We start from the raw sequence: 25,289 nt of genomic DNA on the forward strand, positions 1-25,289 counted from the left end.
GGAGTTTCGCTGTATTATCGCTTTCAAACTATAATATTTTCAAGGTTCGGTTTACCCTCGGACTGCGCTCTCTCGCGCTCGTCTCTCAGGTACTTATCCAATATAACGAACCTACATTTTTTTGTCAACACTTTTTTCAAAATTTTTTGAAACTTTTTTTTCGTGACCCTGAAACTCCCCACAGTGCTAGGTTGTAGTCCACAATGGTGTATGAACTTTGCTGATTCAGGGAGGGTAGAGTGTGAATTTTCAGTCGGTGATTAGTTTATTGCATCAGTTTTGGGAGAAGAAGGGCTGTTTAATTGCCCAGCCCTACGATATTGAGAAGGGCGCGGGTACGAAAAACCCCCATACATTTTTAAGAGCATTGGGTCCGGAACCCTGGGCTGTTGCCTATGTTGAACCCTGTCGTCGTCCTACTGATGGACGCTATGGCGAAAATCCTAATCGCTTTCAATACTATTATCAGTACCAAGTCCTGATTAAGCCGTCACCAGATAATATTCAAGAAATTTATCTTGATTCTTTGAGGGTTTTGGGTGTTCATCCTGAAGACCATGATATTCGCTTTGTGGAAGATAACTGGGAAGATGCGACGGTTGGCGCTTGGGGTACTGGTTGGGAGGTTTGGTTAGATGGGATGGAAATTACTCAATTTACCTACTTCCAACAGTGTGGGGGAATTGATTGCCGTCCGGTATCTATTGAAATTACTTACGGTTTAGAGCGTTTGGTAATGTACCTCCAGCAAGTGGAAGCAATTACTAAGATTGACTGGACAGATAATATTACTTATGGTGATGTTTTCTTGCAAAGTGAGATTGAGCAATGTACTTACAACTTTGAAGCCTCGAATCCTGAGTTACTGCTGACATTGTTTAATTTATATGAGCAGGAGGCCAGTCAGTTGACCGACCGGGGTTTGGTTGTACCCAGCCTTGATTATGTGATGAAGTGTTCTCACACTTTTAATTTGCTGGATGCTAGGGGTGTTATTTCGGTGACGGAAAGGACTCGTTACATTGCCAGGATTCGTCATTTGGCTCGCAAGGTTGCTCATTTATATGTTGAGCAAAGAGAAAAATTAGGTTTTCCCTTGCTGAAGAAAACAGCAGTTTGAGTCTAAAAATCGCTGATTAGCGGGCAATATGCCCGCTACATGATGAAATTTAGCTTACATTTACTCGACTTATGGTTCAGACAAGTGGTGTATTTATCTGTCTAGGCTTTATTTTAGGATTATTGTTTACCGCAGTACCTTGGGGGGGGTTGTGGATTTTAGGTTTGGGTGTTGTGGGAGCGGTTCTGTTCAACCAGGGCGGATTAAGGCAATTGGTTCAGAAACGCAAAAATACTGGCAGTACTAATGTTTGGCAAAATATGCCCCGGTCTAGAATATGGCTAGTTGCGGGTTTGGTGGGGCTGTTGGCAACTGTTTATTTTCAGTGGCGAGTACCACAACCGGATGAACAAGATATCAGTAAATTTGTTGCACCAGAAAATAATGTTAGTCCACAAGAAATAGTGATTGTTCGGGGCGAAGTGCTGAGTAGTCCCCGTTTGACTCGCAGCCAAAAAGGACAATTTTTATTAGCAGCTACTCAGCTTGATGAGGTGAAGAATCAAACGAGTCCTGTGGGGGTGAGTAAAGGTGTGACAGGGAAATTATATGTCACAGTGCCAATACTTCAAGTTACTGGGTTATTTCCTGGTCAGCAAGTTGCTGTTACCGGAGTTTTATATCAGCCGAGAACTGCATCTCATCCCGGTGGTTTGGATTTTAAAAGGTTTCTCAACCAACAAGGAATCTTCGCCGGGTTGGCTGGAAGACAAGTTAATATTTTGGATCAAAATGAGCAACGTAGGTGGGGATGGTGGCAAATTAGACAACGAATTGTGCGATCGCATGTCCGTTGGTTAGGTGTTCCAGCCGGTCCCTTGGTTAGTGCTATGGTTTTGGGTAGTAAGGCGGTGGATTTACCCTATGATATGCGTGATTTCTTTGTTAAGGGTGGATTAGCTCATACTTTGGCAGCTTCAGGATTTCATACTTCTTTGGTGTTGGGTTTAATTCTCCAGTTGACTAGGGCTAGCTCTGGGAAAACACAGTTTACCTGCGGCTGTTTGGGGTTAATTATTTTCCTGAGTTTAACAGGGTTCCAACCTTCGGTACTGCGCGCCGTAATCATGGGTTTTGCGGCTTTAGTTGGTTTGTTATTAAAAAGAAGCGTGAAACAATTTGGCTCCCTGTTATTAGCTGCAACTATATTATTACTGATCAACCCGTTGTGGATTTGGGATTTAGGCTTTCAATTGAGTTTTTTAGCAACATTAGGGTTAATTGTCACTGTGCCAACACTTGTCAAAGGTTTAAATTGGTTACCTGTGGCGATCGCCTCTTTAATTGCGGTTCCTTTGGCTGCTACAATTTGGACTTTACCCCTACAACTTTTTATGTTTGGGGTTGTGCCTGCTTATGCTTTGTTACTGAATATTATCAGTACGCCTTTGGTGGCTGCAATTAGTATAGGTGGAATTCTCAGCGCCATAGCAGCATTAGTTTGGCCTGCTGGTGGTAGTGCCTTAGCTGGGGTATTATACTACCCTACCCATGGACTAATTAAATTAGTAGAATTGTTTAGTAAATTTCCGGGTAATTCCATCCGTCTCGGTAGCATATCTACTGGGCAGTTAGTGGCCATATACGCACTGCTGATTTTAGTGTGGTTATGGCATTGGTGGCGAAAGCGCTGGTGGTTTGCTGGTTTAATGGCCATTGCTTTGGTGGTAATTCCATTTTGGTATTCTGGAAATACATTATTTAAAATCACAGTGTTAGCAGCAGGAACAGAACCGATTGTAGTGATTCAAGAACGAGGAACAGTTACACTGATTAATAGTGGAGAACAAGGCACTGGACGCTTTACGATTCTACCGTTTCTACAGCACCAGGGGGTCAGTCAAATAGATTGGGCGATCGCCACTAACTTTAAATATCAAAATAGCACTGCTTGGTTAGAAGTGCTGCAAGGTTTACCGATTAAAAACTTTTATGAATATTCACCTAATCTGAAAACTAGCATTGTTACTCAAGCTATGCTACAGGAACTACAACAACAACAAGCAATTTACCAAGCCTTAGCACCGGGTCAAATAGTCAATACTGGGTCAGTGGTAGCCCAATTCGTTAGTGACCAGTTGCCTGTTTTACAATTACAAGTCCAAGGGCAGAATTGGCTACTACTCGGTAATGTCAAAGCTCCAGAAGTGGAACAGCTAGTCAAAGACGGAAAGTTGCAACGCCCCCAAGTGCTATGGTGTAGCCCTCAGTCTTTGGCCAATCTAGTGAAGATGTTCCAACCACAGGTGGCGATGGCCTCTTATACCGACCTAGACTCAACAACCTTATCGCAACTGAGTAAAAACCAGACACAACTATTTTTTACCAAAGAGAATGGAGCTATTCAATGGACACCCAATGGTCTTTTTGAGGCATTCATTCAACCAGATGAAAACAAATCCGTTGTTTTTTGATGGTTTGACCGCCATTTGTCATGGGGGAATCATACCAAAACAGCTTGATTAAAATGTTTAAATATTTTTACAATGATCTGGTGCAATCCAATTATTTTGTGCTATAGTTAGTCATAGTGTTGACAACCAAGCTAAAAACATATATATAGTATTTAGTGGTTGTCAAACAACTTAACTTAAGTCCATATACCCCATGCGGGCGTAGTTTAGTGGTAAAACTATAGCCTTCCAAGCTATTAATGCGGGTTCGATTCCCGCCGCCCGCTTCTGGAAAGCCTTTTAAGGCTTTTTTACCGTGAATTGACCAACCTATTATACATAGAAAAGAGCAATTGAGACTAGCGATCGCTCAACTCAGCACAAGTGTAGCAATACAAGAATTTTGCTAAGAAAAACAATGACTACCCTCATTAAATCCATTCCCTTAGAGGAATTTCTGGAACTCCCCGAAACCAAACCCGCCTCCGAATATATCAAGGGAGAAATTAGACAAAAACCCATGCCCCAAGGAGAACATAGTCGGCTTCAAGGTAAACTGGTTGCTACTATCAATCAAGTGGGGGAAACTCAAAAAACAGCCCTAGCCTTTCCTGAATTGCGTTGTGTTTTTGGGGGCGCTGTCATAGTTCCTGACATTGCTGTATTTCGTTGGGAACGCATTCCCCGTGAAGTATCTGGCAGAATTGCCAACCGCTTTGAAACTTACCCCGACTGGGCTATAGAAATCCTTTCTCCACAGGAAAGCCAGGCCAAAGTTCTCCGCAAGCTGCTGCACTGTTGCCAAAATGGTACAGAATTAGGCTGGTTAATTTTTCCAGAGGAAGAGAGTATTTTAATTATCCTCCCTGGTCAACGAGTGGAAATGCTCACCGATGCAGACCTAGTACCCATGCTCAGTAGTATAGATTCATCCCTAACAGTTGAGCAAGTTTTTAGTTGGCTGAGGCTTGGCTACCCCTCTCCGCTACCGGAAAGGGGTTAGGGTGAGTTGAGCAAAATAGCAAAATTATTACTACTGCTGAAACACAAGACTAGTTAATAAGCATCTTGCAACTCGTAGAAATCAGGAGAGATGTAGTCCTTACGCAAAGGCCAGCCCATCCAATCTTCCGGCATTAAAATCCGTTTCAAGTTGGGATGCCCTTCATAGATAATGCCGAACATATCATAGGTTTCGCGCTCTTGCCAGTCTGCGGTTTTCCAAATCCAGTAGACTGAGGGAACCCTGGGATTTTCACGAGGTAAAAACACCTTGATACGGATTTCTTCAGGTTTATCAGCATTATCACTCACCTTAATAAGGTGATACACACTCACCAAGTCTTCCCCAGGACCTAGGTGAATACCAGATTGAAACTGAAGATAATTAAACCCGTAAGCATAAAGGGCTGTAGAAATAGGCAGTAAAAAATCTGCCTCCACCTTAATAATTTCTACCCCTATCTTATCAGGTTCGAGAGACTCATGATCAAAACCATTTTCCGTCAACCACTGGGAAATCGGACCAGCTTTAACCAGAGAGTCTTCTGCTGCTACTACTTGAGAGTCTTCTTCAGCCACGGTTTTGCTCCTTTTCTTGTGTCTTTGCTGTCAGTAGTGCTGGTGGAACTGGCAGACCTATTGCTTCTGTCAATTCCTGGGGTGGTGTATAGCGAGTTTCTGACTGCAAATATTTACCAGTTAAAATTTGCTCAGTGGGTTTGAGGTTGTGAGTTGTGCTGTAGAAGCGGTGGGTTTGCTTAATTTGACCCCGTTCCTGCATAGAATCATTGGCTATTTTCTTGCGCAATTTAATAATTGCGTCAATAATCGCCTCTGGACGAGGGGGACAACCGGGCAAGTAAACATCTACAGGAATGAGTTTATCAACTCCACGCACAGCAGTGGGAGAATCGATGCTGAACATTCCACCAGTAATTGTACAAGCACCCATAGCGATTACATACTTGGGTTCGGGCATTTGTTCATAAAGACGTACTAATTGGGGTGCCATCTTCATCGTAATTGTCCCTGCTGTAATAATTAAATCTGCTTGCCGGGGGCTAGAACGGGGAATGAGACCGAAACGGTCAAAATCGAACCGAGAGCCGATTAAAGCGGCAAACTCAATGAAGCAGCAAGCTGTACCAAACAACAAAGGCCAGAGGCTCGATAGCCTAGCCCAATTATAAAGATCATCAACTGTAGTCAGGATGACGTTTTCTGACAAATCCTGAGTAATAGTGGGACGTTCAATAGGGTTGATGATTTTTTCTTTCTCTTGGGTTGTTAAATTTGAATTCAAGACCATTCCAAGGCTCCTTTACGCCATGCGTAGACTAGGGCAACTACAAGAATTGCAATAAAAATTAAAGCTTCAATGAATGCCAGAAGCCCAAGACGGTGAAAGGCAACCGCCCAAGGATACAAAAATACGGTTTCTACGTCAAAGACAACAAAAACCAGAGCAAACATGTAGTAGCGAATATTGAACTGAATCCAAGCCCCTCCAATGGGTTCCATCCCAGATTCGTATGTAGTGCGCCGTTCCAGGCTGTTACCACTGGGTCGCAGAAGCTTGGAAGCTGAAAGTGCAAGGGCAGGCACTAGGCTACAAATGATCAAGAAGCCTAGAAGGTATTCGTAACCGGTGAGGACAAACACAATGAATATCTACCGCTAATGGTGTAAGTAAGGCTGTTACTTTCTTTTACATTATATCTTTTTACTTTTTCTGAACTCTGGGAAACAGACTGATTTCCGGTATTTATCGTTTGGGCAGATGATGGAAAAGTTTCATAGTTATGTCATAATTTTTAACGTATATTTAAGATTTGTCCTCTGTGAGGTTTTAGCCATGAGCGAACAAGCTAAGGAAGCTCAAGTGGAAAATCCGGCGTTAGACCGTTATGAATGCCGTGCCTGTGGTTATGTTTATGAACCAGAAAAGGGAGACGACAGCCATGATGTTGACCCAGGAACCCCCTTTGCTGAACTGTCCATAACTTGGCGTTGTCCGGTATGTACTGCTAAAAAGGCCGCTTTCGTCAATATTGGACCTGCTGGTACAGCATCGGGTTTTCAACAAAATCTCGGTTATGGGTTGGGTGTTAACGGGCTGACACCAGGGCAAAAAAATATCCTGATTTTTGGGGCGCTGGGTCTAGGTTTCTTGTTTTTTATCAGTCTCTACGGCTTACAATAAGACCCGTTATCTTTTTTAGCAAGTTGAGAAGGCTGCCATTGCCATTAAGGTGAAAAATTTAGAAAAAAGTACAAAATACTGATGCTTTCAATGGGTATTATGAAAAATTGGCAAAGGTTATTTGCCTTGTTGATGGTGGTTTTCTTGTGTATAGGTTGTAGCCAAGTACCCTCTACTAGCTATAACCCCTGGGCGGTCATTTCCGTCCCTACCAATTCTAAGCTGTTAGATATTGCCTTTACTGGTGACCCTAAGCATGGTTTTGTGGTGGGTGGTAATGCGACGATTTTGGAAACCCGTGATGGTGGTGATACTTGGGAACCACTGTCATTGTCGGTGGATGATCCTAAAGCCCGCTTTGACTCGGTGAGTTTTTTCGGTCAAGAAGGTTGGATTTTGGGTGAACCCTCTTTACTGTTGCATACCACTGATGAAGGTACTTCTTGGTCGCGCATTACTCTGAGCGCTAAACTACCTGGTAATCCCATTGCTATTTATGCACTGGGAGAAAATACGGCGGAAATGGCCACAGACCTAGGAGCCATATATAAAACTGTAGACGGGGGTAAAAACTGGAAAGGCCAAGTTGAGGGCGCAGTTGGTGTGGTGCGGAATATGGAACGCTCCCGGGACGGTAAATATGTTGCTGTTTCTGCTAAGGGTAGTTTTTACTCTACTTGGGAACCGGGACAAAGTGCCTGGACACCCCATAACCGTAATAATTCTCGACGCTTAGAAAATATGGGTTTTGGTGAGAATGGGCAATTGTGGCTATTAGCACGAGGGGGTCAGGTGCAGTTTAGTGAGCCTGATAATCTTGAAAATTGGCAAGAAGCAAAAAATCCTGAGTTATCTACCAGCTGGGGTTTACTAGATTTGGCTTATCGTACTGCTGATGAACTTTGGATAGGAGGCGGTAGCGGTAACTTGCTGCGAAGTGCAGACGGGGGTAAAACTTGGGAGAAAGACCGGGATGTGGAAGCAGTAGCGGCTAATTTGTACAAAATCGTTTTCTTCAATCCAGATCAGGGATTTGTTATGGGCGATCGCGGTGTTTTGCTAAAATATCAACCAAACATTGCCCAAAACTCCTCGTCAGAGGCTGCTTAGTGGCTTGATTAGCTACGATATGCCCCAAGATTTCTGAGAAGCTTATTGCAAGTTGTAACTCTTTCTAAACTTTGTAGGATAATAGACAATAACAATCGTTGTGAAGGTAGGAATTTAAATGTCAGGTACCACTGGAGAACGTCCATTTGGGGACATCATTACCAGCGTTCGTTACTGGGTGATTCACAGTATCACTATTCCAGCATTGTTTATTGCCGGATGGCTATTTGTCAGCACTGGACTGGCCTATGACGCGTTCGGCACACCCCGCCCTAACGAGTACTACACACAAACACGGCAGGAATTGCCAATTGTGAATGATCGTTTTGGCGCTAAACAACAAGTAGAACAATTTATCGACAAGTAGTTTGAGATTATGACTAGCGGAAATAACATCAATCAACCAGTTTCCTACCCCATTTTTACAGTTAGATGGCTGGCTGTTCACACTTTAGGTGTACCCTCTGTTTTCTTTTTAGGGGCGATCGCCGCAATGCAGTTTATTCAACGCTAGGAGAAAACTATGGAAAGAACACCAAACCCAAATAATCAACCAGTTGAACTCAACCGGACTTCTCTATTCCTGGGACTACTTCTAGTTTTTGTTTTAGGGATTCTGTTCTCCAGTTACTTCTTTAACTAAGAGAGAATAGTTTTTGTCAATTTTCGTTTATTGAATCAGTGTTGATTTGTTATTAAAATAGGAGAAAAAACTGTGTCTGCTCAAAGTGGAAGAATTCCCCTGTGGGTTGTAGCTACAATCGCGGGTTTAGGTGTAATTACAGTGTTAGGCATTTTCTTTTATGGAGCCTACGCTGGAGTCGGTTCTTCAATATAAAAATCACTGGAACCGAAGACAATTTAGTCACAATCTTTTGGCAATTGTTTAAAAATTCACATTAAAAAGCCGCTTGTTTCTAGCTTGTTTCTTAGAAACAAGCGGCTTATGGTTTGAGATCAAAAACTCACACCAAGAAGACGTGGGCAAATTTAATCAACTAATTAGCCGAGATCATCGCGTTCAATGTACAACATCAAAAACGCCATGGCAACTGCTGGAAAAACTAGACCAGTCAGAGGAACCAAGATAGAGGGCAAAAATGAGGCAGCCATAGTTAACTTTCCTAGTAATTTAAAGAATCCTCGACAATGAGCTTACTGCAAATTTCACCTGATTTTTTAAATTCTCAAAATTTTTAACATAAGCCCAACAATTCATCTAGCTGTAGATTGGGCAAGTCTGGAGGAATCACAGTCCGCACCACCGAAACTTTACGACTTTCTTGTTCAGTAAGTTGATTAAAGGCGATGGCCTCTAAGCGAACCTCCAAGCAACCGAAGGGAATATTTAACTGAGTCATGACTTCCACATTTCCCAGGGGGTTGGGGCGCAGGTTGGTCAGTACATGGGGGCTGTCTAGCAACCAGCGAGTTTGACAATCTTCCATCCATAACTTGATCACTACTTGGGGGGATACCGCAGGCAATTCTACCCTGACGGTCACATAAGTACCAGCGATGAGTTCACCACCAGGCAGATGTAGTTGGGGAATTGGCAGAGGCTCAACAATCTCCTGTTGCACAGGTAAAATATTCGATACATCTGAGGTTGGTTGTTGCGGTTGAGAAGAATCACTGTCTATTAAATCTTCGGTTGATTGAGGGTATATATCTTCTACAACAAATTCCTGCGTCCACCAAGGTGAGGATGTAATTAATTCATCAGTGAGGGGTGACTGTGAGTCTAGACAAGGTAAACCAATTTCTGCTGATCTATCAGTTTCTATCTGCTCGACTTCCGTGATGGTGGTAGCATTAGCCGTTGATGTATCATTGTCAGTTTCTAGCAAGGTTTCAACATCAGCAATTTCTTGGGTATCTACAACCTCAATCATAGATTCAGGTAGGGAATATCCTTGTCTTTGCATCCACTTTTTAATCAGGGGGGATGACTGGAGATGAGCCTCTACATTTGATTCCACATTTGGTGTCACAGATAATTCTGCCACTGAGTTATTCAGGGACTGTGCATCACTAACCAGTAATTCCGGTGTATGTTCATACTCTGATACAGTTGTATCTTGGCGCGGGGAATCTTCAGCATTTTGGAGTGACAAGGGATCTGCTGTGTTCTCAGGTACAACTGTTAGAGGTTTCAAGTGAGGAAAAGTATTTTTGAACATTCGCACAGGATGATTTTTAATCACCAGTTGCTCTAAATTAATGGTTGCTTTAGTCTTGTTCTGTTCTAAGGACGGTTCATTTCTGGAAGATTCTGTAATGTCGGTATTTTCTTTGGCGGGTAGCTTTGGCAGTTTGGGTAAACGAGAATTAGCTGATTTATTGGTCTTAGACCCTTGTATCGGTGCTGCTGTTGGTTGTTTGCGGTTCAATGGGGAAGTTTGAATTAACTGAGCAGAATTTCTTGGTGCAGTTTTAGCTAGGTTGAACAGTTCTAAGTCAATGTTAAGAGGTGGTTGTGGTGGTGTTGGTGGTGCTGTGGGTTGGTCTAATAAATCTTGTTGAGTTAATCTAGGTGAAGCTGTGACTGCTAGCAATTCCGTCACATCTGCTGTAATTGTAAAAGAGTTACTGGCTAAAAGTGCCACTTCATCCAATTGACTGAATGCGCCATACAAATTGATATCTGCCAAAATAAGCTTGGATTCACAATCAACGGGAATATCAACTGTAGCCTTGATTGTCATAGGCAGAGAGGCGTTTGGTAAAGGACGGCTAACTTGCGTTAAAATTTCTGACCTTAAAGGCGATCGCAGTTCAATTACCAGTTCTAAAGCATACAAATTTTCTGCACTTGTCTGTTCTTGTAGCTTCACTTGCCCATGAATAACAGTCTTTTCTCCCCAACGAGCAATGTGGGTTTCCTTATCCAGGATCAACGATAGCGGCAGCCGTGGTGTTATAACTACATCATCTTCGACTTTGCTATCATCCAAAAAAGTTGAGGAGTTAGGTACAGCTAAATCCATTAAATTTTCTAAAATCTCTTTAGCCGTTTCACTTTTAGGCGCAGCCATGCTAACAGGCTGATAAGCAACTGTGCTGTTTGTTGCTGTATCACTGGTTATGTTGAGATTAGGCTGAGTTTCCAGTGCAGTAATTGGTTTTACATTACCATCAAAAACAGGATCTAGGCCGTGGGGTGAATTTGCTCCTAAATTTGCTCCTAAATTTGCTCCTATATGCTCCCCAGTATGCCATTTTTCCCATACCCTAGCAGATTTCTCTGGTGTGACCTGTAAACGGATACCGTATTCCCATGATTGACAAACCAAATGAGATATCAAATCCCCACAGCATTGCAGTTCCCAAACCCCTGGTTTGAGGTAGGTAAAAGGAATTACCGCCAATAAACCTTCTCCATTAGTTTCCCCGCAACGCTTTTGAATTCTTCGCTTAGGGGGAGTTTCTTGGGTTGAGTAATATATTACTCGTATTTCCACATCGGTGTTAGGTAGGTGAGAACGAGCCAAAACTCTGTACCGACCTTCCGAAATTTCTAAGTTTGGCGATTCTAGGTTATGCCAAGAGCGATCGCCTTGTTTCTGTATTAGAAATTGCCACTGTTCCATTATGAGTCATGCCCGTAGCGAGGATCAACAGAATCAGGTTTTTTGTGATCTTGCCTGCAAGTTTACCAAAAAAAATCGGTTAGAGCTTTGTATTTGCAGGAAGGCTTTACATCCGTTTTTATTTATTTAAACCACAGGCTGATCCCTTGATTCGACCTATCCCCTCCTCTCTGGGCGACGGTCGTACCATGCCGGCTCTGTACCATAAATCTATTGATTGTAACGGTGGCGATAGTAAGCCAAAATCTCCTTTACCCGCTCCTGACTTTCGGTAGCTAAATTCGGCGTAATGGAAATCTCAATACCACTAATTTGACTTTGATTGTAATCAAAATCACAAGATGATTGGGGGATTAAGCTAACTGCTATTCCTTCCACTTGACGCAAATGGGCGGCTATTTCTCGATAAACCGCCAAAGATAAACCAGCGAATTCGATTTTTTCTTGACTTTCCATTTTATGAAGCTTCAACATTTGGATCTGATGCTGCCGAATTGACAGGCTCTTCGCCTACCATTCTGGCAACTTCTATACCATATTGTTCCAGAATAACGATGGGATTGGAACCTTCATTCATTTCAATACGTTTAACTAACAGATCATCACTTAGTCTTTGTCCGGCCTGTACATAGCGGCTTGTGACCTCCGAGGGTACTTTAATAATTGCCTGGGGTTGTTGACCAACTAGCACTACACCAGTGACTATCACTCCCCTAGCCAAATCAGGTTCTGGTGGAGGTGGTAGCACCGATTCTAAACTAGGAACAGGAACCACTGGGGGCATGACTTTTGGTAAAACAGGGGTTAGAGGAGCGGGAGGAGCAGGAGGCTTAGATTTTTTGGGGGTGTTAATAGTGGTAATGGGTACTTTACAAGTGGGTAAAGGAGGCATTGCGGGAACTGTTTTGGGGCTGTTAATAGTGGTAATGGGTACTTTAAAAGTGGGTAAAGGAGGCATTGCGGTAACTGTTTTGGGGGTTATAGTTCTAGGTACTGCAGAAGTCTTCAGATCAATTATTTGGGCAAATGGGTCATTTCGTCCTTTTAATACTATCTGCTCGCGCTTTGTTGGATTAGTTGATTGAACTAAGTTGGGATTTCCAAAAGCATTAACTGAAGTTTGTTTGTTAGACACTACAGGATTATTAAAGGATTGAGCCTTGGGTGGTGACTGCACTGCTGGCGTTTCAGTGGGCGTAGGAGCAGTAGCGTCTGGTGTACTTTCCGAGGTACATCCAGTCATTGCCACTATTACAATAGCTACACATACAATTGGGAAATTACTGTCCATTAGCTCCTCTCTCAAATTGACGAAAATTAACAATGCCTGTTTAGTATTTAAGGCAAAGTATGTTTTATTTATAACCTAATTTTGGGTTGTAAACTTTTGTTTTAATGATGGAAAATTCCCATATAGTTAATCTTCTGTTACTCCCATGAGGTTTTTTAACAACCCCAGCCCTTTTTTGACTCTGCGGGAAACTGTCACAACACTAATTCCCAGAAGTTCTGCTACTTGTTTTTGAGTTAAGTCCTGCAAAAACACACCCTCTAAAACTTCACGAGTACATTTCTCTAACTGAAATAGCGCTTGTTGCAGGCGAATTCGATCTTCTTGGGCTAGTTGAAAGCTGCGATAACGGGGATCAGGAACTAATTCACCTAAACAAGTTGTTCCTTCTTCACCGTCCAATACTGGAACATCCAGACTTAGAGGAGCGCGGTTTACCCACGCTAACTTGATTTCTTGCCATTGCTCCACGGAAATTGCCAGTGCCGCGGCTAATTCCGTATCGGTGGGCTGGCGGTTATGTTTTTCCTGAAAGCAACGAGTTACTCGTACGGACTGCTCTTGTAATGCTAAATAACGCCGAGGAATTCGCACTGTAACACCTTTATCTCGCAGATAGTGTTGAATTTCACCACGAATATAGGGAATAGCAAAAGAACTGAAGGCGTTTCCCTTGGAGAGTTGAAATTTTTCAATAGCCCGAATTAAACCCAAAGAACCAACTTGGAGCAAATCATCATAATTTTCACGACACTGATTCATCCAATAATGTGCTTCTTTTCTCACAAGCCCAAAATTCAATTTCACCAGTTCATTGCGAATAGTTTCTGAGCGAGATTGCTCATACTCTCGTAATAACTGGCAAATTTCATGCTTCAATTCTTCGCTGGTTGTAGTAGGCATAGCACCGGATTTATTTATCAAATAAACTGTTAATACCAGCTTAAGAAAATCTGCAATTGCCAAGTCTTGCCACAGATTCACTATGTGATCCTTCCTGTAAAACAAACACGGCGTAAATCACACATTTTTTAACCTGACAATTGAGCAAAAGTTCAGATAAGCGCAATTGGTATTTTTGTTTGCATTTGAATTTGTTATTTTCTGTAGTTTGTGTATCTACAAAAACATAAGATATAAATTTTTTACTGCATTTATAAACCGAAATTGTACTTAATTTTATTATTTAGTTTATTTGTAATGGAGCTTATTTACATAACCTAACTAAGTAGATAAGATATGTATTCCAGTAAAAATACTGTCTTCATACTCTGCAAGTTCATTAATTTGAGCCATGAGTTATACTTATTCAGTAAATACTCTATTTAATTACTACATAGACTATACATCATGCGATCAATTTTGCTATTCTACTAAACTTATTTTCAGAAAAAACACGTATATAAGCCATAGACTTTTCAACTTATCTCAACTTAATCTTTGATAAAAAACCCATTTGCTTCAATATAAAAAGAAACAAATGGGTAAACTATGGGTTAGAAGTTAATGATTACTTAACACATCTTGCTGGAAAATTTAAGCGCGGTTTGGTTGAACGCGGGCATAAAACACACCTCGTATTTTAACTTCTTTGGGTTCACCAGCACCTAAATCAGTGTCAGATGGCTGTTCGCTCTCGAAAGTACCAGCAACTTCACCAGTTGTGCTATCTACTTTAGCTACTTGTAAAGAAATTTTGCCATCAAGAGTTTCAACACGCTTAACATTAGCGCGGGTCAGTTCTTCACTATCGGCTTGAGCGGGAAGCGCCACCGCATTGTCATAGCCACTGACGATACCACGTCCTTTAGGATCTAAGAAGGAAGCACCACGATAGGAAGGAACCTTAAAACTACCTTCAAAGTCTGTAGAGGTGTTGATATTGGTCAAACCAGCTTGTGTTGTAGCTACTAGGTTTTTAACGGTGAAAAGAAAAGGTACTGATTCACCACCAGGAAGTTTTACAGTTATGGCCTGGAAGTCGAGACCATCAGCTTCTACAAAGGTTAAGCTGTTATCTGGATTAACTTTCAAGTCTCCTTGTACTTGGTCAATGGTAGAAGTGTATCTGGTCAACAATTTACCGGGTACAAATTCTGCCACTTGCCGTTTATTAGCGGGTTCCTCTTTGACGAAGAAACTAGTTGGTTCTAAACAAAGTTCTTTGATGGTATAAGACTGGCTAGAGTCAATGGGAATGGAACCACGGCTGATTTCTGACAATTGGGGGCATTTGTTGGCCAAGCCTGTGCCGCGAATTTGTTCGTAGGTGAGTACGTCCCTGCTGTTGGAAGTGGTGGGAGCATCACTGCAAGCGGTTAATAGCCCTAGGCATACAGCCAAGAATGCAATAATTAAAGCGCGATACCTCATGGTCAACCTCAATTTCAAAAATTAATATCTAAGTTGTAAAACTAATGCCTACGGCATTTTTCTTGTTGCTTTAATGGTTCTGTATTGTGTTATGTGTTGCCACTGGATACAGATGTCCATTGCTTTATCAGCAAATTAGCCAGATCATACGATTTTTTTTAACTCAAGATCAAAGCTATTTGATCTGATCCCAAAATCCTTCGTTGTATTTGAGTCCCTCAGAAGCTCTGCCAAAGGTGATTATCTATTGATTTATGCCTTGGAAAATTCTTACTCACGAATAAAAACCCAGAATCTCCTGTAAATTTGAGTAAGCCTCATTTATGGGAAAATAGTTGCATGAGTAACCAGAAAAGCTCGGAATCAGTGAATTTGTCCGAACAACTGCAAGCGATCGCCACAGCAGTGTACGATATGGCCAACCTTTATCAAGGAAACCCCATCGCTCTTTTGGCTTTGTTGCGGCATTTAGAACAGTTACATCGAGATATCCGGGATAGTGCTTTTCAAGAGAGCTTGCCTGATAATCGCCAAAAACTTTACTCTCTACTCAAAGACATTGAATCCCAAGGAGGCTGGCCTTATATTGAGCGCATGAGATTGCAAACCTTTTTAGCGACTTTGCCACCAGCAGCAATGGAAAAATATGGTGTTCAGGAACACACTGACGACCTATTACAAAGCGATCGCTCTTTTCTTAACTCATAAACCTCAAATTTAGCCTTTGGGGCTTATTCCATTAACAACGTCCCACCCGGTCATTACCAACTCCCTGTTCTCACACTCGTCTTAGTCTGTAATTTTTGTCTAAATTTTACCATTTAATCATAGCTACCACGTACCAATAAAGGTTAAATTCGGTTTAAACTAAAAATTACCAACTTTAATAAAAAAAATTCCCAGCTTTTTAGTACTTAAATACTAGCTTAGTGGGTGCATCGGCGGGAAAAATCATGAAAAAAAGGTTGATATATTATACTAATTGATTAATTAATCAATATCAAAGTTCTGAGAGGAAGCAATAATCAACCAGAGGTTTAAATGGCTGGCATAGTATCAGTTTCGCAAAAGAATCTAGAGGATCGACGTAAAAAAATACGTCGGCGACAACAGATAAAAATCATTCAGGCTATTTGGCGCAGTCTTGCCATTGGTGGTTTAACTGGTGGTTTGCTATGGGTGGCACTACAACCAATATGGGTGCTAAATGATCCGAAGCAAATTGTGATGAAATCGAGTAATGAGTTACTATCGCCAACAACTATCAGATCATTGCTGGTGATATCTTATCCTCAGTCTATATGGCGGATTGAACCCAACGCCATCGCCAATTCTTTACAGCAACAACCAACCATAGCACAAGCAAGAGTCAGTCGTCGCCTTTTTCCTCCTGGATTAAACATAGAGGTACAGGAAAGAGTACCTGTGGCAGTATTTGAGAACGGGAAAAAACAATCCCCTGTCCAGCTATTAGATGCCACTGGAGTTTTGATACCCTTAGAAAAATACACCTTACTCAACCCCAAATTCAAACAACCCAGTCTCAAAGTTGTTGGTTCACCAGAACAATATCGCTCATATTGGAGTCAACTGTACCCATCATTAAGTCAAAGTTACGTGAAAATAATGGAGGTAGATTGGCAGGATACGACCAATATAATTTTGAAAACAGAACTGGGAAGTGTACATCTAGGTACTCTAAGTCCACAGTTAAACCAACAAATCAAGGTACTCGCCCAAATGCGATATCTATCAGCAAAGGTAGATTTTAGTCAAATTAAGTACATTGATTTAAAAAATCCGGCATCTCCTTTAGTACATCTGAATCAAACAGACCAAAGGCTTAAGTCCCAAAAACTTTAGAAAAGTTGGCTCAATTCCAGCTAAAAAGAGAAATAGTGGAGAAAATTATGTGCTAAATCGACAACATAGTAGTAAAAATATTAATATTTTATTGAAGTTATACAAATCAACATACAGTAAATGTAGGTATACTTCTTTGGAATTAGCCGTTATGGGGTTTTCTGCCAATGGATCTGATACCATAACCAACTTTCCCACTAACAATGTTGTTAAGGTTGGGAGTCGCGATCACAATAAAGAACAGTGCCATAGATTTTGGCAGTGTCAAACCATAGTTGACTGTTAGGTGAATAACACCTGAAAAAGTCCTTTATCTACCTTTATGAATGCAATGACACTTGATAACAACCAAGGGCTTACCTATAAAAACCCCCAATCTATGGGACAGCAAGGGTTTCCTTTACCAGTTAACTCAACCAACCCCTTTAATAGCTCTGGGTTGAACTTGGGACCTAACCATGATAGTAAAAAGATGTCTACTGAAAATAGCCGTATTGGTGAGATAGTTCCGGGTCGAGTTGCTAACATCAAAGTAATTGGTGTTGGTGGTGGTGGTGGGAATGCGGTTAACCGCATGATTGAGTCTGATGTCTCAGGAGTGGAATTTTGGTCAATCAACACAGACGCTCAAGCCTTGACTTTGGCAGGTGCGCCTAGTCGATTGCAAATCGGACAGAAACTAACACGAGGTTTAGGCGCTGGTGGTAATCCTGCCATTGGTCAAAAGGCGGCTGAGGAATCACGAGACGAAATTGCTACGGCTTTAGAAGGTGCTGACCTCGTGTTTATCACCGCTGGGATGGGAGGCGGTACTGGCACCGGTGCAGCCCCCATAGTGGCTGAAGTAGCAAAAGAAATGGGAGCGCTGACGGTTGGTGTTGTCACCCGTCCATTTGTTTTTGAAGGTCGCCGCCGCACTAGTCAAGCAGAGCAAGGCATTGAAGCCCTAAAAAGCCGGGTAGATACGCTGATTATTATTCCCAATAATAAATTACTTGAGGTAATACCAGAGCAAACCCCTGTACAGGAAGCTTTTCGCTACGCAGATGATGTGTTGCGTCAAGGCGTACAAGGTATTTCTGACATTATTACCATTCCCGGATTAGTAAACGTTGACTTTGCCGATGTCAGAGCTGTAATGGCAGATGCGGGATCAGCACTGATGGGCATAGGTGTGAGTTCTGGGAAGTCAAGAGCAAGAGAAGCAGCGATCGCGGCTATTTCTTCCCCCTTATTAGAATGTTCTATTGAAGGAGCTAGAGGAGTCGTCTTTAATATCACAGGTGGTAGTGATCTAACTTTACATGAAGTGAATGCTGCCGCAGAAGCAATATATGAAGTAGTTGATCCCAATGCCAATATTATTTTTGGAGCGGTGATTGATGACAGGCTACAAGGTGAGGTGAGAATTACTGTAATTGCTACTGGATTTACTGGTGAAGTACAAGCTGCACAAACCCAGAATGTGGCTACGACTCCCAGGATGGTGTCCACTCCCAAACGCTCAACCCCACAGCAACCCACAGTTAATCCCTCTAAGCCTGTGGTGGAACCTAAAGAAAAAACAGGATTGGATATTCCTGATTTTCTCCGCAATCGGCGTACACCAAGGAATTAATGGAGTGATCAAACCAGCCTGAAAGATGCGATCGCATATTGTGTAAATCAACTCAAATCAGGCAAATTATTTTAGTTTTTTAGAGTGTGGGAAATCCATGAAATTACTTGCTCACCCAGGCGAGTAACTTCTAGTCGGTCAATTTCCCGAATTCCCGTAGGACTAGTAACGTTAACTTCAGTCAGATAACCGCCAATAACATCAATCCCCACAAAAACTAAACCATCTTGACGTAAAGTTGCCCCTATTTCGGCACAGATTTCATGCTCTCTAGGGGTAATTTTTGTTTGAGCAACAGTACCACCAGCAGCCATGTTATTACGAAAGTCGATCCCACTAGCAAGCCGATTGAGGGCACCAATTGGTTCTCCATTGAGGAGGATAATTCGCTTGTCTCCTTCTTTCGCCGCCGGTAGATAAGTTTGTACCATTACTGGCAGGCGACCACGCATTGTACTGAGTTCAACAATGGAATTAAAATTGCGATCGCTTGGTTGTAAGAATAAAATCCCTTCTCCAGCTTTGTTACCCAAGGGTTTGATAATTGCTGCCCCCTTAGCCTCCACAAATTCCCAGATTAACTGCTTGTCTGCACTGACAATAGTTTCTGGAATGGCATTAGTAAATTGCAGGGCATACATTTTTTCATTTGCGCCACGGATACCACTGGGACGGTTAACCACCAATGTTTTTTGTGGATCGATGTAGTCTAGAACGTAAGTGGCGTAGAGGTAAGAATCATTAATTGGTGGATCTGTCCGCATGAACACAGCGTCCATCGCTTCTAAGGATGTAAAGCAGGGATCACTCAATCTATACCAAGGATTCGCCGCTATCCAGCCTTTCTCCACTAACAGCACTGGAATTAATTCTATTTGCCGTAACATCCCCCAAGCTTTGCTATCTATAACGCTCAACATACTTGCCTCAGTTACCCAAATTTCATGTCCTAAGATTTGTGCCGCTTCCATCAAAGCTACACTAGTATCATGACATGGGTCAAGCTGATGGATGGGATCAGTAATAAAAGCCAGTTTCACCTTGTTTGCCTCAATCGCCAGAAATTTTTTAGATTACTCAATCTAGATGATTTGCTTTGTTAAACCTACCCAAAGCCGCTGAAGTCTAGACTTAGCTGGACAACAGTAGCTTTGGTGTCAATCTATGCACCATTGCCAGCAGCTAGTAACTCATCCAGCTTGCCGTTGCTTTCCAAAGCGTAGATATCATCACAACCACCAACATGGTAATCATTAATAAAAATTTGGGGCACTGAGCGTCTCTTGTTAGCTCTTTGAGCCATTTTTGCCCGTGCAGTTTCATCTCCATCAATGCAATATTCAATAAAATCAATACCCTTGCTACTCAAGAGGCTTTTAGCACGTATACAAAACGGGCAAGTCCTCCAAGTATAAATTTCAACTTTAGCAGCCATAACGTCCTCAATCAAATTTAAAGTTTCTTAATTTTAAAACTTTTTGACACTCCCCACGTCTAAAGCCAGGGGATTCCAGCGTCACTATTGACCAAGGTTTCCACCTGCATAAGTCCGACATTAGACTAGAGATTTTTTTTTCAATCCTCTCAATCCAGCTAAAGCAAACAACCCAAGGGCAGCAGCTGTAGCAGGTTCAGGTACAGATTGTACTTTGGGCATTTCTGGAGCGGTTGCGTAACTAGCCTTAAATAAAGAAGCGTGGGAGATATCTTGAGCTTTTCCCTTTTTGTTGGTGGCAACGCCAATGGTATTGAATATTCCTTCTAAACCTGTAACCGAGAAATCAATGTCTTGAAAAAGGTATACACTATGATTTTTACCTGACTTCAGACTAATTGCAAACGTACTCAGACCGCTATCTACTATTGCCTGACTCAGAGTCCATGTACCAGTGGAACCCTGAGATGTTGTAATATCAAGGGACTTGTCGTCTGAATTCCCGATTAGATCCCAGGTAACATTGGCACCAATGCTAAATAAGCCGTTATTTAGATCAGTCAGGAGAGAACTGTTTTCTCCCTTGTCATTGCCGCTAAAATATCCTTGACAATCATTAGCTTTAAAACCACCAAGGCTAATGTTAGAAACATCACAACTGGCAGCTAAAGCCGAGGGACTAAAGCTAAAAGCATTAATGCCAATTGCAGATGTAATTGATAACCCAAGCAACAATTTGGAAACAACTTTTGACATCATTTTGACCTTTTTTGGAATTTCACAAGTTAATTCAATGGTTTATGGTACTTCTTGATACTTAACCAACTGTCTACATTATCTTATAAAAAATTAGACAGGGCTAAATAGATCACAAAATTTCTTGATATCTTTAATTAGTTTTGAATAACTGTGTTTGATTTTTAATAAAATGTCAGTTTTACGTGTTTATCCTGAGAAAAACTTGAGATTTTTCTTGAGGAACTTATATTTATAGGGTCATATTATGTAATGGTGACTAAAAAACAAAGCACTAATACGATACTTAAATAATTCTACTGAGAAGTTATTTAATTTTTTTTAATCTCATGTTTTTGCCTAAGTATATTTTGTTAAATGGCCATAAAATAAATTCCGTTTAAACGGACTTTGAAAACAGCTGACTTGCGGTGAACCGCCAAGAATCACCGACCTTCTGGGTCGGTGAGTATGTCAAACGCCAACGGTAAGATTATGGCGTATCAACAGCATATTCAATGAGTTTGCTGAGACGTTGGCGCAGGGTTTCTAATCCCAACCGCTGACTAGCTGAAATAAACACAGCCAGGGGAAACTCTTCTCTGGCTAAAGCCAGGGTTGCACTGTCTGCCTGGTCAATTTTGTTAAAAACCAACACTGCTGGGCCAGGAGTGACGGGCATTTGTCCTAAAATTTCCCTAACTGAGCGAATATGGCTCAACCAAGCAGGATGAGATAAATCAACTAAGTGCAGTAGAGCGTCAGCTTCTGTAACTTCTTCTAAGGTGGCGCGAAAAGCATCCATTAAGGAAGCTGGTAGCTCGTGTATAAAACCTACGGTGTCTGTGAGGAGGATTTCTTGAGTTTCCCCGGTTTCGCCTTGAGAAATTACTAATCGCCGGGTGGTGGGGTCAAGGGTAGCAAACAACTGATCGGCAGTGTAAACTTCAGCGTTAGTCAGGGCATTAAGCAAAGTAGATTTACCAGCGTTGGTATAGCCAACCAAAGCCACAGAGGGAACTTCCCGATGTTGTCGTCTTTGGCGTAATCGTGAACGGTGAGCCTGTAATTGGTTTACTTCCTGTTGTAATCGGGAAATCCGTTTTTGAATCGCCCGGCGTTCTGTTTCCAGTTTAGTTTCACCAGGTCCGCGAGTACCGATACCCCCACCTAATCGGGACATATCCAAACCTCTACCACTTAGTCGCGGCATCATATATCCCAACTGTGCCAGTTCTACTTGCAATTTACCTGCACGGGATTGGGCGCGTTGGGCAAAGATATCTAAAATTACTTCTGTGCGGTCAACTACCCGGACACCAATTTTTCTTTCTAAGTTACGAACCTGGGCTGGTGAGAGATCCCGGTCAAAAACGACGAGATTAGCTCCCAGGGTTTGGGCGGTTAGGGCGATTTCCTGCACCTTACCCTCACCCACTACTGTCTGAGGGTGAACACGCGATCGCTTTTGTTGTAATGTTTGTAATACCTCTCCGCCTGCTGTGTCTACTAACCTAGCTAATTCCAAGATGGTGTCTTGAAATTCTTGGGGAGGGGTGGTGTCGGTCATCAGTCCCACAATTACCACCCGATCATGCTCAGTAGTTACTTCTTGGGCTACAAATTCCCGTTGTAGTTCTGCTTCTATACTTTCCACCAGATCCATAAAATCCTGCTCTGACAGCATATCTAAGCTCATAGGCGGTGATATGCTCGACTGGATTGCTAAATGTTGAGCCTGAGAATTTCCCTGAGAGGAAGATTCCCTTAACAACTTGTCGTTCATTCCTGGTTGGGAAGTTGACACTAGATGTTTAGTGTTTAATGCTAAGTGAGCTAAATAAGTTTCTTTGACGTACCCAGTAGATCCGCCCCCACGCCTGGTAAATCCTGTACTAGTGATATTTAGTACTACTAAAACATCTAACCGTTGTAAAGCCATGGCTGTCAATGCCGATTCATTCGGCGGTTCTGCCTTAAGACTGGTGGCAATACAACGAATACCGCTGAGACGTTCCGCACCGTAACGGGGCAATTCCAGGGGTGGGATTTGCGTTTGACGCGGTGTCCCCACCCCCACGCGAATCACTTGTCCGCGACGGTTGAGATAGGTACACACGGGCTGATTGATTTCTGTGCTGATGGCTGCCAAACGCTGGGAAAATTCCGGCGTGGTCATGCGATCGCCTGGTATGCGCTGGTGGTACAGTCGCTGTAGTTGCTTTAGCTGACTGGATTTTAGACCTTGGAGATTTCCAAAAATAGTTTCTATAGGCGTTTCTGACCAGTGAATGGCCCCCCAAATCCTTACTAATGTCTATTTTACAACAGGGTTTTGTCTCCAAACTCTATCTTTTGAGGGTTGGAATCTATCTTGTTTGAGAAATCTTCTCTAGCAGTAAAACTTCCATGTGCGATCGCCTTTATTGAAAATTACTAAAAGTATCGGTATATCAGTTTCTGTTCGTGTTTCACCAGATGTAAACACTGCTGCTACAACATCATCACCATCTAACCACAATACAAGTAATATAAGTATGGGGCGCTTTTTCCAACCGCCACCACTCATAAATATAACATTTGCTACCCCAGACTCACCTGGTTGGATAGTCGCCATAAAGTCCTTCATCTCGCCAATGTTTCACAGCCGTTTTTAAATCATGTGTTAGCCAATGATCAAACTGGGGATATATAGGCAAACGTGGCGCTAACTTCCACCCCCCCGGCTGTAAGATTTCTTTTAAAGTCTGTTCTTGGATATGAGGATAATCAGGATTTACCTCATCCCTGGGGCTAATTCCACCCAAATCTCTAGCCCCAGCTTGTATACAAGCCAGTAACCATTGGTCATCGTTAACTAAATTCGGGGGAATTTGGATTGTAATATCCGGGGGTAGAATTTGACGGGCTTTGGCAATAACTTCTGGTAGTTGCTCAGGGTCAAAAGCTGGTGCATTAAAGCTTTGCTGATGTCCAGGGCTGTGGGGTTGCAATATCACTTCTTGAATGTGATGGTAACGCTTATGTAAGTCAGATATGGCGTTTAATGTTTCCCAACAATCATCTTGAGTTTCCCCAATTCCTAAAAGTAAACCAGTGGTGAAGGGAATTTGCAACTCTCCCGCCCATATTAATTGTTGTAACCTAACTTCTGGTAACTTACTCGGTGCGTGGCGATGAACAGTATTTAACAATTTTGGGGTTAACTGTTCCAGCATCAAACCCATAGAAACATTGACCTTTTTTAGCTGTCGCATTTCGGCTAAACTCAGTATTCCCGCATTAGTGTGTGGTAAAAAGCCCATGGCTAAAGCTAACTCACACAGATCATAAATCCTTTGGAACCATGCCTGACGCTTGGGTGAACGGGGATGTACTTCACCACTCAGGATGAGGATTTCACATACTTTCTGCTTTTGTAGTTGTTGCAAAATCTTGTTAACTGCTGATAAAGTCATCCAAGGGCTTTCACCTGGTGCTGTGCGGAAGTTGCAATATGTACAGCGATTAAAGCACTCGTAAGTTGGAACAATAGTATAAGCCGGGCTGTAGCTAACGGTGTCAGAATCAGAAATTGCCATAAGACACTATATATATGGAGGTTGATTCTTGCGTTTTTTCAATTAACCCTTGCAGGATAAGGGTTTGGCGGTTTAGACAAAATTATTATAAAAATTTTTCTGAAAACCCTTTACAAACTGAAATAAATAATTTAGTATATCTACAACAGGTAAAAAGACCTACCTGATTCCTAAAACCAAAGCAATCATAAAAAGATGACCACAACCTTACAACAGCGTCAAAGCGCTAACGTATGGGATCGCTTTTGCGATTGGATCACCAGCACCAACAACCGTATTTACATCGGTTGGTTCGGCGTACTAATGATCCCAACCCTACTAGCTGCTGCTACCTGCTTTATCATCGCCTTCATCGCAGCACCTCCCGTTGACATCGACGGTATCCGTGAACCCGTTGCTGGTTCCTTAATCTACGGAAACAACATCATCTCTGGTGCAGTTGTACCTTCCTCCAACGCTATCGGTTTACACTTCTACCCCATCTGGGAAGCTGCTTCCTTAGATGAGTGGTTGTACAACGGTGGTCCTTACCAATTGGTAATTTTCCACTTCCTCATCGGTGTAGCTTGCTACCTCGGTCGTGAGTGGGAATTGTCCTACCGCTTGGGAATGCGTCCTTGGATCTGCGTAGCTTTCTCTGCACCTGTAGCAGCAGCAACCGCAGTATTCTTGATCTACCCCATCGGACAAGGTTCCTTCTCAGACGGTATGCCTTTGGGTATCTCTGGTACATTCAACTTCATGTTAGTGTTCCAAGCAGAACACAACATCCTGATGCACCCCTTCCATATGTTAGGTGTGGCTGGTGTATTTGGTGGTTCCTTGTTCTCTGCAATGCACGGTTCCTTGGTAACTTCTTCCTTAGTACGTGAAACAACAGAAACCGAGTCTCAAAACTACGGTTACAAGTTCGGACAAGAAGAAGAAACCTACAACATCGTAGCAGCACACGGCTACTTCGGTCGTTTAATC

General features: G+C 42.3%; 28 protein-coding genes and 1 tRNA gene. 14 read left to right on the forward strand and 15 right to left on the reverse strand.

Annotation, left to right across the window (positions count from 1 at the left end; genetic code table 11):
* The first annotated feature begins 241 nt into the window (after window positions 1-241).
* The 4 genes from glyQ to NWP17_RS09035 all read left to right on the forward strand — a co-directional run bounded on the left by glyQ (window position 242) and on the right by NWP17_RS09035 (window position 4,516).
* Complete coding sequence (glyQ, locus tag NWP17_RS09020) at window positions 242-1,120, forward strand: glycine--tRNA ligase subunit alpha (protein ID WP_280654577.1); 879 nt, start codon at window positions 242-244, stop codon at window positions 1,118-1,120.
* A gap of 71 nt (window positions 1,121-1,191) precedes the next feature.
* Window positions 1,192-3,534: a ComEC/Rec2 family competence protein gene (locus NWP17_RS09025; RefSeq protein ID WP_280654578.1), complete on the forward strand. Its 2,343-nt coding sequence runs from the start codon at window positions 1,192-1,194 to the stop codon at window positions 3,532-3,534.
* A gap of 195 nt (window positions 3,535-3,729) precedes the next feature.
* Window positions 3,730-3,800 (forward strand) — tRNA-Gly (locus NWP17_RS09030).
* Between the two features lie 131 nt (window positions 3,801-3,931).
* Window positions 3,932-4,516 (forward strand): Uma2 family endonuclease, encoded by a 585-nt coding sequence (locus tag NWP17_RS09035; protein ID WP_280654579.1) that lies wholly within the window; start codon window positions 3,932-3,934, stop codon window positions 4,514-4,516.
* A 53-nt stretch (window positions 4,517-4,569) separates the two neighbouring features.
* On the opposite strand, the gene NWP17_RS09040 is transcribed toward NWP17_RS09035, so the two are convergent.
* Genes NWP17_RS09040 through ndhC form a run of 3 tightly spaced genes read right to left on the reverse strand, consistent with a single transcriptional unit; the run spans window position 4,570 to window position 6,177 of the window.
* Complete coding sequence (locus tag NWP17_RS09040) at window positions 4,570-5,094, reverse strand: NAD(P)H-quinone oxidoreductase subunit J (RefSeq protein WP_280654580.1); 525 nt, start codon at window positions 5,092-5,094, stop codon at window positions 4,570-4,572.
* Window positions 5,087-5,824, reverse strand: a complete 738-nt coding sequence (ndhK, locus tag NWP17_RS09045; RefSeq protein WP_280654581.1) for a photosynthetic/respiratory NAD(P)H-quinone oxidoreductase subunit K — start codon at window positions 5,822-5,824, stop codon at window positions 5,087-5,089. Before ndhK ends, NWP17_RS09040 begins: the two co-directional genes overlap by 8 nt.
* On the reverse strand, window positions 5,815-6,177 hold the full coding sequence (gene ndhC, locus NWP17_RS09050) for a photosynthetic/respiratory NAD(P)H-quinone oxidoreductase subunit C (RefSeq protein WP_280654582.1): 363 nt from the start codon (window positions 6,175-6,177) through the stop codon (window positions 5,815-5,817). The genes ndhK and ndhC overlap by 10 nt, the downstream gene beginning before the upstream one ends.
* Window positions 6,178-6,370: 193 nt before the next feature.
* Between ndhC and NWP17_RS09055 the strand changes: the two genes are divergently transcribed.
* The 6 genes from NWP17_RS09055 (at window position 6,371) to NWP17_RS09080 (ending at window position 8,666) form a co-directional block, all read left to right on the forward strand.
* On the forward strand, window positions 6,371-6,718 hold the full coding sequence (locus NWP17_RS09055; RefSeq protein ID WP_280654583.1) for a rubredoxin: 348 nt from the start codon (window positions 6,371-6,373) through the stop codon (window positions 6,716-6,718).
* Between the two features lie 90 nt (window positions 6,719-6,808).
* The gene (locus tag NWP17_RS09060; RefSeq protein WP_280654601.1) at window positions 6,809-7,828 is read left to right on the forward strand and encodes a photosynthesis system II assembly factor Ycf48; all 1,020 of its coding nucleotides are present in this window, start codon (window positions 6,809-6,811) and stop codon (window positions 7,826-7,828) included.
* Between the two features lie 118 nt (window positions 7,829-7,946).
* Window positions 7,947-8,195: a cytochrome b559 subunit alpha gene (gene psbE, locus NWP17_RS09065; RefSeq protein ID WP_280654584.1), complete on the forward strand. Its 249-nt coding sequence runs from the start codon at window positions 7,947-7,949 to the stop codon at window positions 8,193-8,195.
* Window positions 8,196-8,204: 9 nt separating this feature from the next.
* Window positions 8,205-8,342: a cytochrome b559 subunit beta gene (psbF, locus tag NWP17_RS09070; protein ID WP_200989900.1), complete on the forward strand. Its 138-nt coding sequence runs from the start codon at window positions 8,205-8,207 to the stop codon at window positions 8,340-8,342.
* A gap of 9 nt (window positions 8,343-8,351) precedes the next feature.
* Window positions 8,352-8,471, forward strand: a complete 120-nt coding sequence (gene psbL, locus NWP17_RS09075; RefSeq protein ID WP_280654585.1) for a photosystem II reaction center protein PsbL — start codon at window positions 8,352-8,354, stop codon at window positions 8,469-8,471.
* Between the two features lie 72 nt (window positions 8,472-8,543).
* Complete coding sequence (locus tag NWP17_RS09080; RefSeq protein WP_280654586.1) at window positions 8,544-8,666, forward strand: photosystem II reaction center protein J; 123 nt, start codon at window positions 8,544-8,546, stop codon at window positions 8,664-8,666.
* Window positions 8,667-8,830: 164 nt separating this feature from the next.
* Here NWP17_RS09080 and psaI read toward each other — a convergent pair whose 3' ends face one another.
* The 6 genes from psaI to psbO all read right to left on the reverse strand — a co-directional run bounded on the left by psaI (window position 8,831) and on the right by psbO (window position 15,085).
* Window positions 8,831-8,941, reverse strand: coding sequence for a photosystem I reaction center subunit VIII (gene psaI / locus NWP17_RS09085; protein ID WP_280654587.1), 111 nt, complete (start codon window positions 8,939-8,941; stop codon window positions 8,831-8,833).
* Between the two features lie 83 nt (window positions 8,942-9,024).
* On the reverse strand, window positions 9,025-11,421 hold the full coding sequence (locus NWP17_RS09090) for a hypothetical protein (RefSeq protein ID WP_280654588.1): 2,397 nt from the start codon (window positions 11,419-11,421) through the stop codon (window positions 9,025-9,027).
* Between the two features lie 210 nt (window positions 11,422-11,631).
* A complete protein-coding gene (locus tag NWP17_RS09095; RefSeq protein ID WP_280654589.1) occupies window positions 11,632-11,877 on the reverse strand; it encodes a hypothetical protein in 246 nt (81 codons plus the stop codon).
* Window position 11,878: 1 nt separating this feature from the next.
* Entirely contained in the window at window positions 11,879-12,712 is an 834-nt protein-coding gene (locus NWP17_RS09100) for a hypothetical protein (protein ID WP_280654590.1), read from the reverse strand.
* A 126-nt stretch (window positions 12,713-12,838) separates the two neighbouring features.
* Entirely contained in the window at window positions 12,839-13,615 is a 777-nt protein-coding gene (locus NWP17_RS09105) for an RNA polymerase sigma factor SigF (RefSeq protein ID WP_280654602.1), read from the reverse strand.
* Window positions 13,616-14,248: 633 nt separating this feature from the next.
* Window positions 14,249-15,085, reverse strand: a complete 837-nt coding sequence (gene psbO, locus NWP17_RS09110; RefSeq protein WP_280654591.1) for a photosystem II manganese-stabilizing polypeptide — start codon at window positions 15,083-15,085, stop codon at window positions 14,249-14,251.
* A gap of 339 nt (window positions 15,086-15,424) precedes the next feature.
* Between psbO and NWP17_RS09115 the strand changes: the two genes are divergently transcribed.
* From NWP17_RS09115 to ftsZ, 3 genes are all read left to right on the forward strand, one after another.
* Window positions 15,425-15,793 (forward strand): hypothetical protein, encoded by a 369-nt coding sequence (locus NWP17_RS09115; protein WP_280654592.1) that lies wholly within the window; start codon window positions 15,425-15,427, stop codon window positions 15,791-15,793.
* 333 nt (window positions 15,794-16,126) lie between these two features.
* Window positions 16,127-16,948 (forward strand): cell division protein FtsQ/DivIB, encoded by an 822-nt coding sequence (locus NWP17_RS09120; RefSeq protein ID WP_280654593.1) that lies wholly within the window; start codon window positions 16,127-16,129, stop codon window positions 16,946-16,948.
* A 331-nt stretch (window positions 16,949-17,279) separates the two neighbouring features.
* A complete protein-coding gene (ftsZ, locus tag NWP17_RS09125; RefSeq protein WP_280654594.1) occupies window positions 17,280-18,566 on the forward strand; it encodes a cell division protein FtsZ in 1,287 nt (428 codons plus the stop codon).
* 71 nt (window positions 18,567-18,637) lie between these two features.
* Here the strand turns inward: ftsZ and gshB are convergent, their stop codons facing one another.
* From gshB to cofG, 6 genes are all read right to left on the reverse strand, one after another.
* Window positions 18,638-19,606 (reverse strand): glutathione synthase, encoded by a 969-nt coding sequence (gshB, locus tag NWP17_RS09130; RefSeq protein WP_280654595.1) that lies wholly within the window; start codon window positions 19,604-19,606, stop codon window positions 18,638-18,640.
* 122 nt (window positions 19,607-19,728) lie between these two features.
* The gene (grxC, locus tag NWP17_RS09135; RefSeq protein ID WP_280654596.1) at window positions 19,729-20,001 is read right to left on the reverse strand and encodes a glutaredoxin 3; all 273 of its coding nucleotides are present in this window, start codon (window positions 19,999-20,001) and stop codon (window positions 19,729-19,731) included.
* A gap of 120 nt (window positions 20,002-20,121) precedes the next feature.
* Window positions 20,122-20,757: a PEP-CTERM sorting domain-containing protein gene (locus tag NWP17_RS09140; protein WP_280654597.1), complete on the reverse strand. Its 636-nt coding sequence runs from the start codon at window positions 20,755-20,757 to the stop codon at window positions 20,122-20,124.
* 472 nt (window positions 20,758-21,229) lie between these two features.
* Window positions 21,230-23,008: a GTPase HflX gene (hflX, locus tag NWP17_RS09145; RefSeq protein ID WP_280654603.1), complete on the reverse strand. Its 1,779-nt coding sequence runs from the start codon at window positions 23,006-23,008 to the stop codon at window positions 21,230-21,232.
* A 120-nt stretch (window positions 23,009-23,128) separates the two neighbouring features.
* Complete coding sequence (locus tag NWP17_RS09150; protein ID WP_280654598.1) at window positions 23,129-23,353, reverse strand: hypothetical protein; 225 nt, start codon at window positions 23,351-23,353, stop codon at window positions 23,129-23,131.
* Complete coding sequence (cofG, locus tag NWP17_RS09155) at window positions 23,331-24,317, reverse strand: 7,8-didemethyl-8-hydroxy-5-deazariboflavin synthase subunit CofG (RefSeq protein ID WP_280654599.1); 987 nt, start codon at window positions 24,315-24,317, stop codon at window positions 23,331-23,333. Before cofG ends, NWP17_RS09150 begins: the two co-directional genes overlap by 23 nt.
* 195 nt (window positions 24,318-24,512) lie before the next feature.
* On the opposite strand from cofG, the gene NWP17_RS09160 reads away from it, so the two are divergent.
* Window positions 24,513-25,289, forward strand: a 777-nt coding sequence (locus NWP17_RS09160; protein WP_280654600.1) for a photosynthetic reaction center family protein, incomplete at its 3' end; no start/stop codon positions are given.

The sequence above is a fragment of the Chrysosporum bergii ANA360D genome (assembly GCF_029891735.1).
GTDB classification, from domain to species: domain Bacteria; phylum Cyanobacteriota; class Cyanobacteriia; order Cyanobacteriales; family Nostocaceae; genus Umezakia; species Umezakia bergii.

Bases quoted from the DNA above. Each gene is read 5' to 3' on its own strand.
- psbF (WP_200989900.1), top strand. From the start codon at position 8,205: ATGACTAGCGGAAATAACATCAATCAACCAGTTTCCTACCCCATTTTT.
- psbE (WP_280654584.1), top strand. From the start codon at position 7,947: ATGTCAGGTACCACTGGAGAACGTCCATTTGGGGACATCATTACCAGC.
- NWP17_RS09055 (WP_280654583.1), top strand. From the start codon at position 6,371: ATGAGCGAACAAGCTAAGGAAGCTCAAGTGGAAAATCCGGCGTTAGAC.
- NWP17_RS09115 (WP_280654592.1), top strand. From the start codon at position 15,425: ATGAGTAACCAGAAAAGCTCGGAATCAGTGAATTTGTCCGAACAACTG.
- NWP17_RS09140 (WP_280654597.1), bottom strand. From the start codon at position 20,757: ATGTCAAAAGTTGTTTCCAAATTGTTGCTTGGGTTATCAATTACATCT.
- NWP17_RS09105 (WP_280654602.1), bottom strand. From the start codon at position 13,615: ATGCCTACTACAACCAGCGAAGAATTGAAGCATGAAATTTGCCAGTTA.
- NWP17_RS09090 (WP_280654588.1), bottom strand. From the start codon at position 11,421: ATGGAACAGTGGCAATTTCTAATACAGAAACAAGGCGATCGCTCTTGG.
- NWP17_RS09025 (WP_280654578.1), top strand. From the start codon at position 1,192: ATGGTTCAGACAAGTGGTGTATTTATCTGTCTAGGCTTTATTTTAGGA.
- psaI (WP_280654587.1), bottom strand. From the start codon at position 8,941: ATGGCTGCCTCATTTTTGCCCTCTATCTTGGTTCCTCTGACTGGTCTA.
- psbL (WP_280654585.1), top strand. From the start codon at position 8,352: ATGGAAAGAACACCAAACCCAAATAATCAACCAGTTGAACTCAACCGG.
- ftsZ (WP_280654594.1), top strand. From the start codon at position 17,280: ATGACACTTGATAACAACCAAGGGCTTACCTATAAAAACCCCCAATCT.
- NWP17_RS09150 (WP_280654598.1), bottom strand. From the start codon at position 23,353: ATGGCGACTATCCAACCAGGTGAGTCTGGGGTAGCAAATGTTATATTT.
- NWP17_RS09100 (WP_280654590.1), bottom strand. From the start codon at position 12,712: ATGGACAGTAATTTCCCAATTGTATGTGTAGCTATTGTAATAGTGGCA.
- grxC (WP_280654596.1), bottom strand. From the start codon at position 20,001: ATGGCTGCTAAAGTTGAAATTTATACTTGGAGGACTTGCCCGTTTTGT.
- NWP17_RS09035 (WP_280654579.1), top strand. From the start codon at position 3,932: ATGACTACCCTCATTAAATCCATTCCCTTAGAGGAATTTCTGGAACTC.
- cofG (WP_280654599.1), bottom strand. From the start codon at position 24,317: ATGGCAATTTCTGATTCTGACACCGTTAGCTACAGCCCGGCTTATACT.
- psbO (WP_280654591.1), bottom strand. From the start codon at position 15,085: ATGAGGTATCGCGCTTTAATTATTGCATTCTTGGCTGTATGCCTAGGG.
- NWP17_RS09095 (WP_280654589.1), bottom strand. From the start codon at position 11,877: ATGGAAAGTCAAGAAAAAATCGAATTCGCTGGTTTATCTTTGGCGGTT.
- ndhK (WP_280654581.1), bottom strand. From the start codon at position 5,824: ATGGTCTTGAATTCAAATTTAACAACCCAAGAGAAAGAAAAAATCATC.
- NWP17_RS09120 (WP_280654593.1), top strand. From the start codon at position 16,127: ATGGCTGGCATAGTATCAGTTTCGCAAAAGAATCTAGAGGATCGACGT.
- NWP17_RS09060 (WP_280654601.1), top strand. From the start codon at position 6,809: ATGGGTATTATGAAAAATTGGCAAAGGTTATTTGCCTTGTTGATGGTG.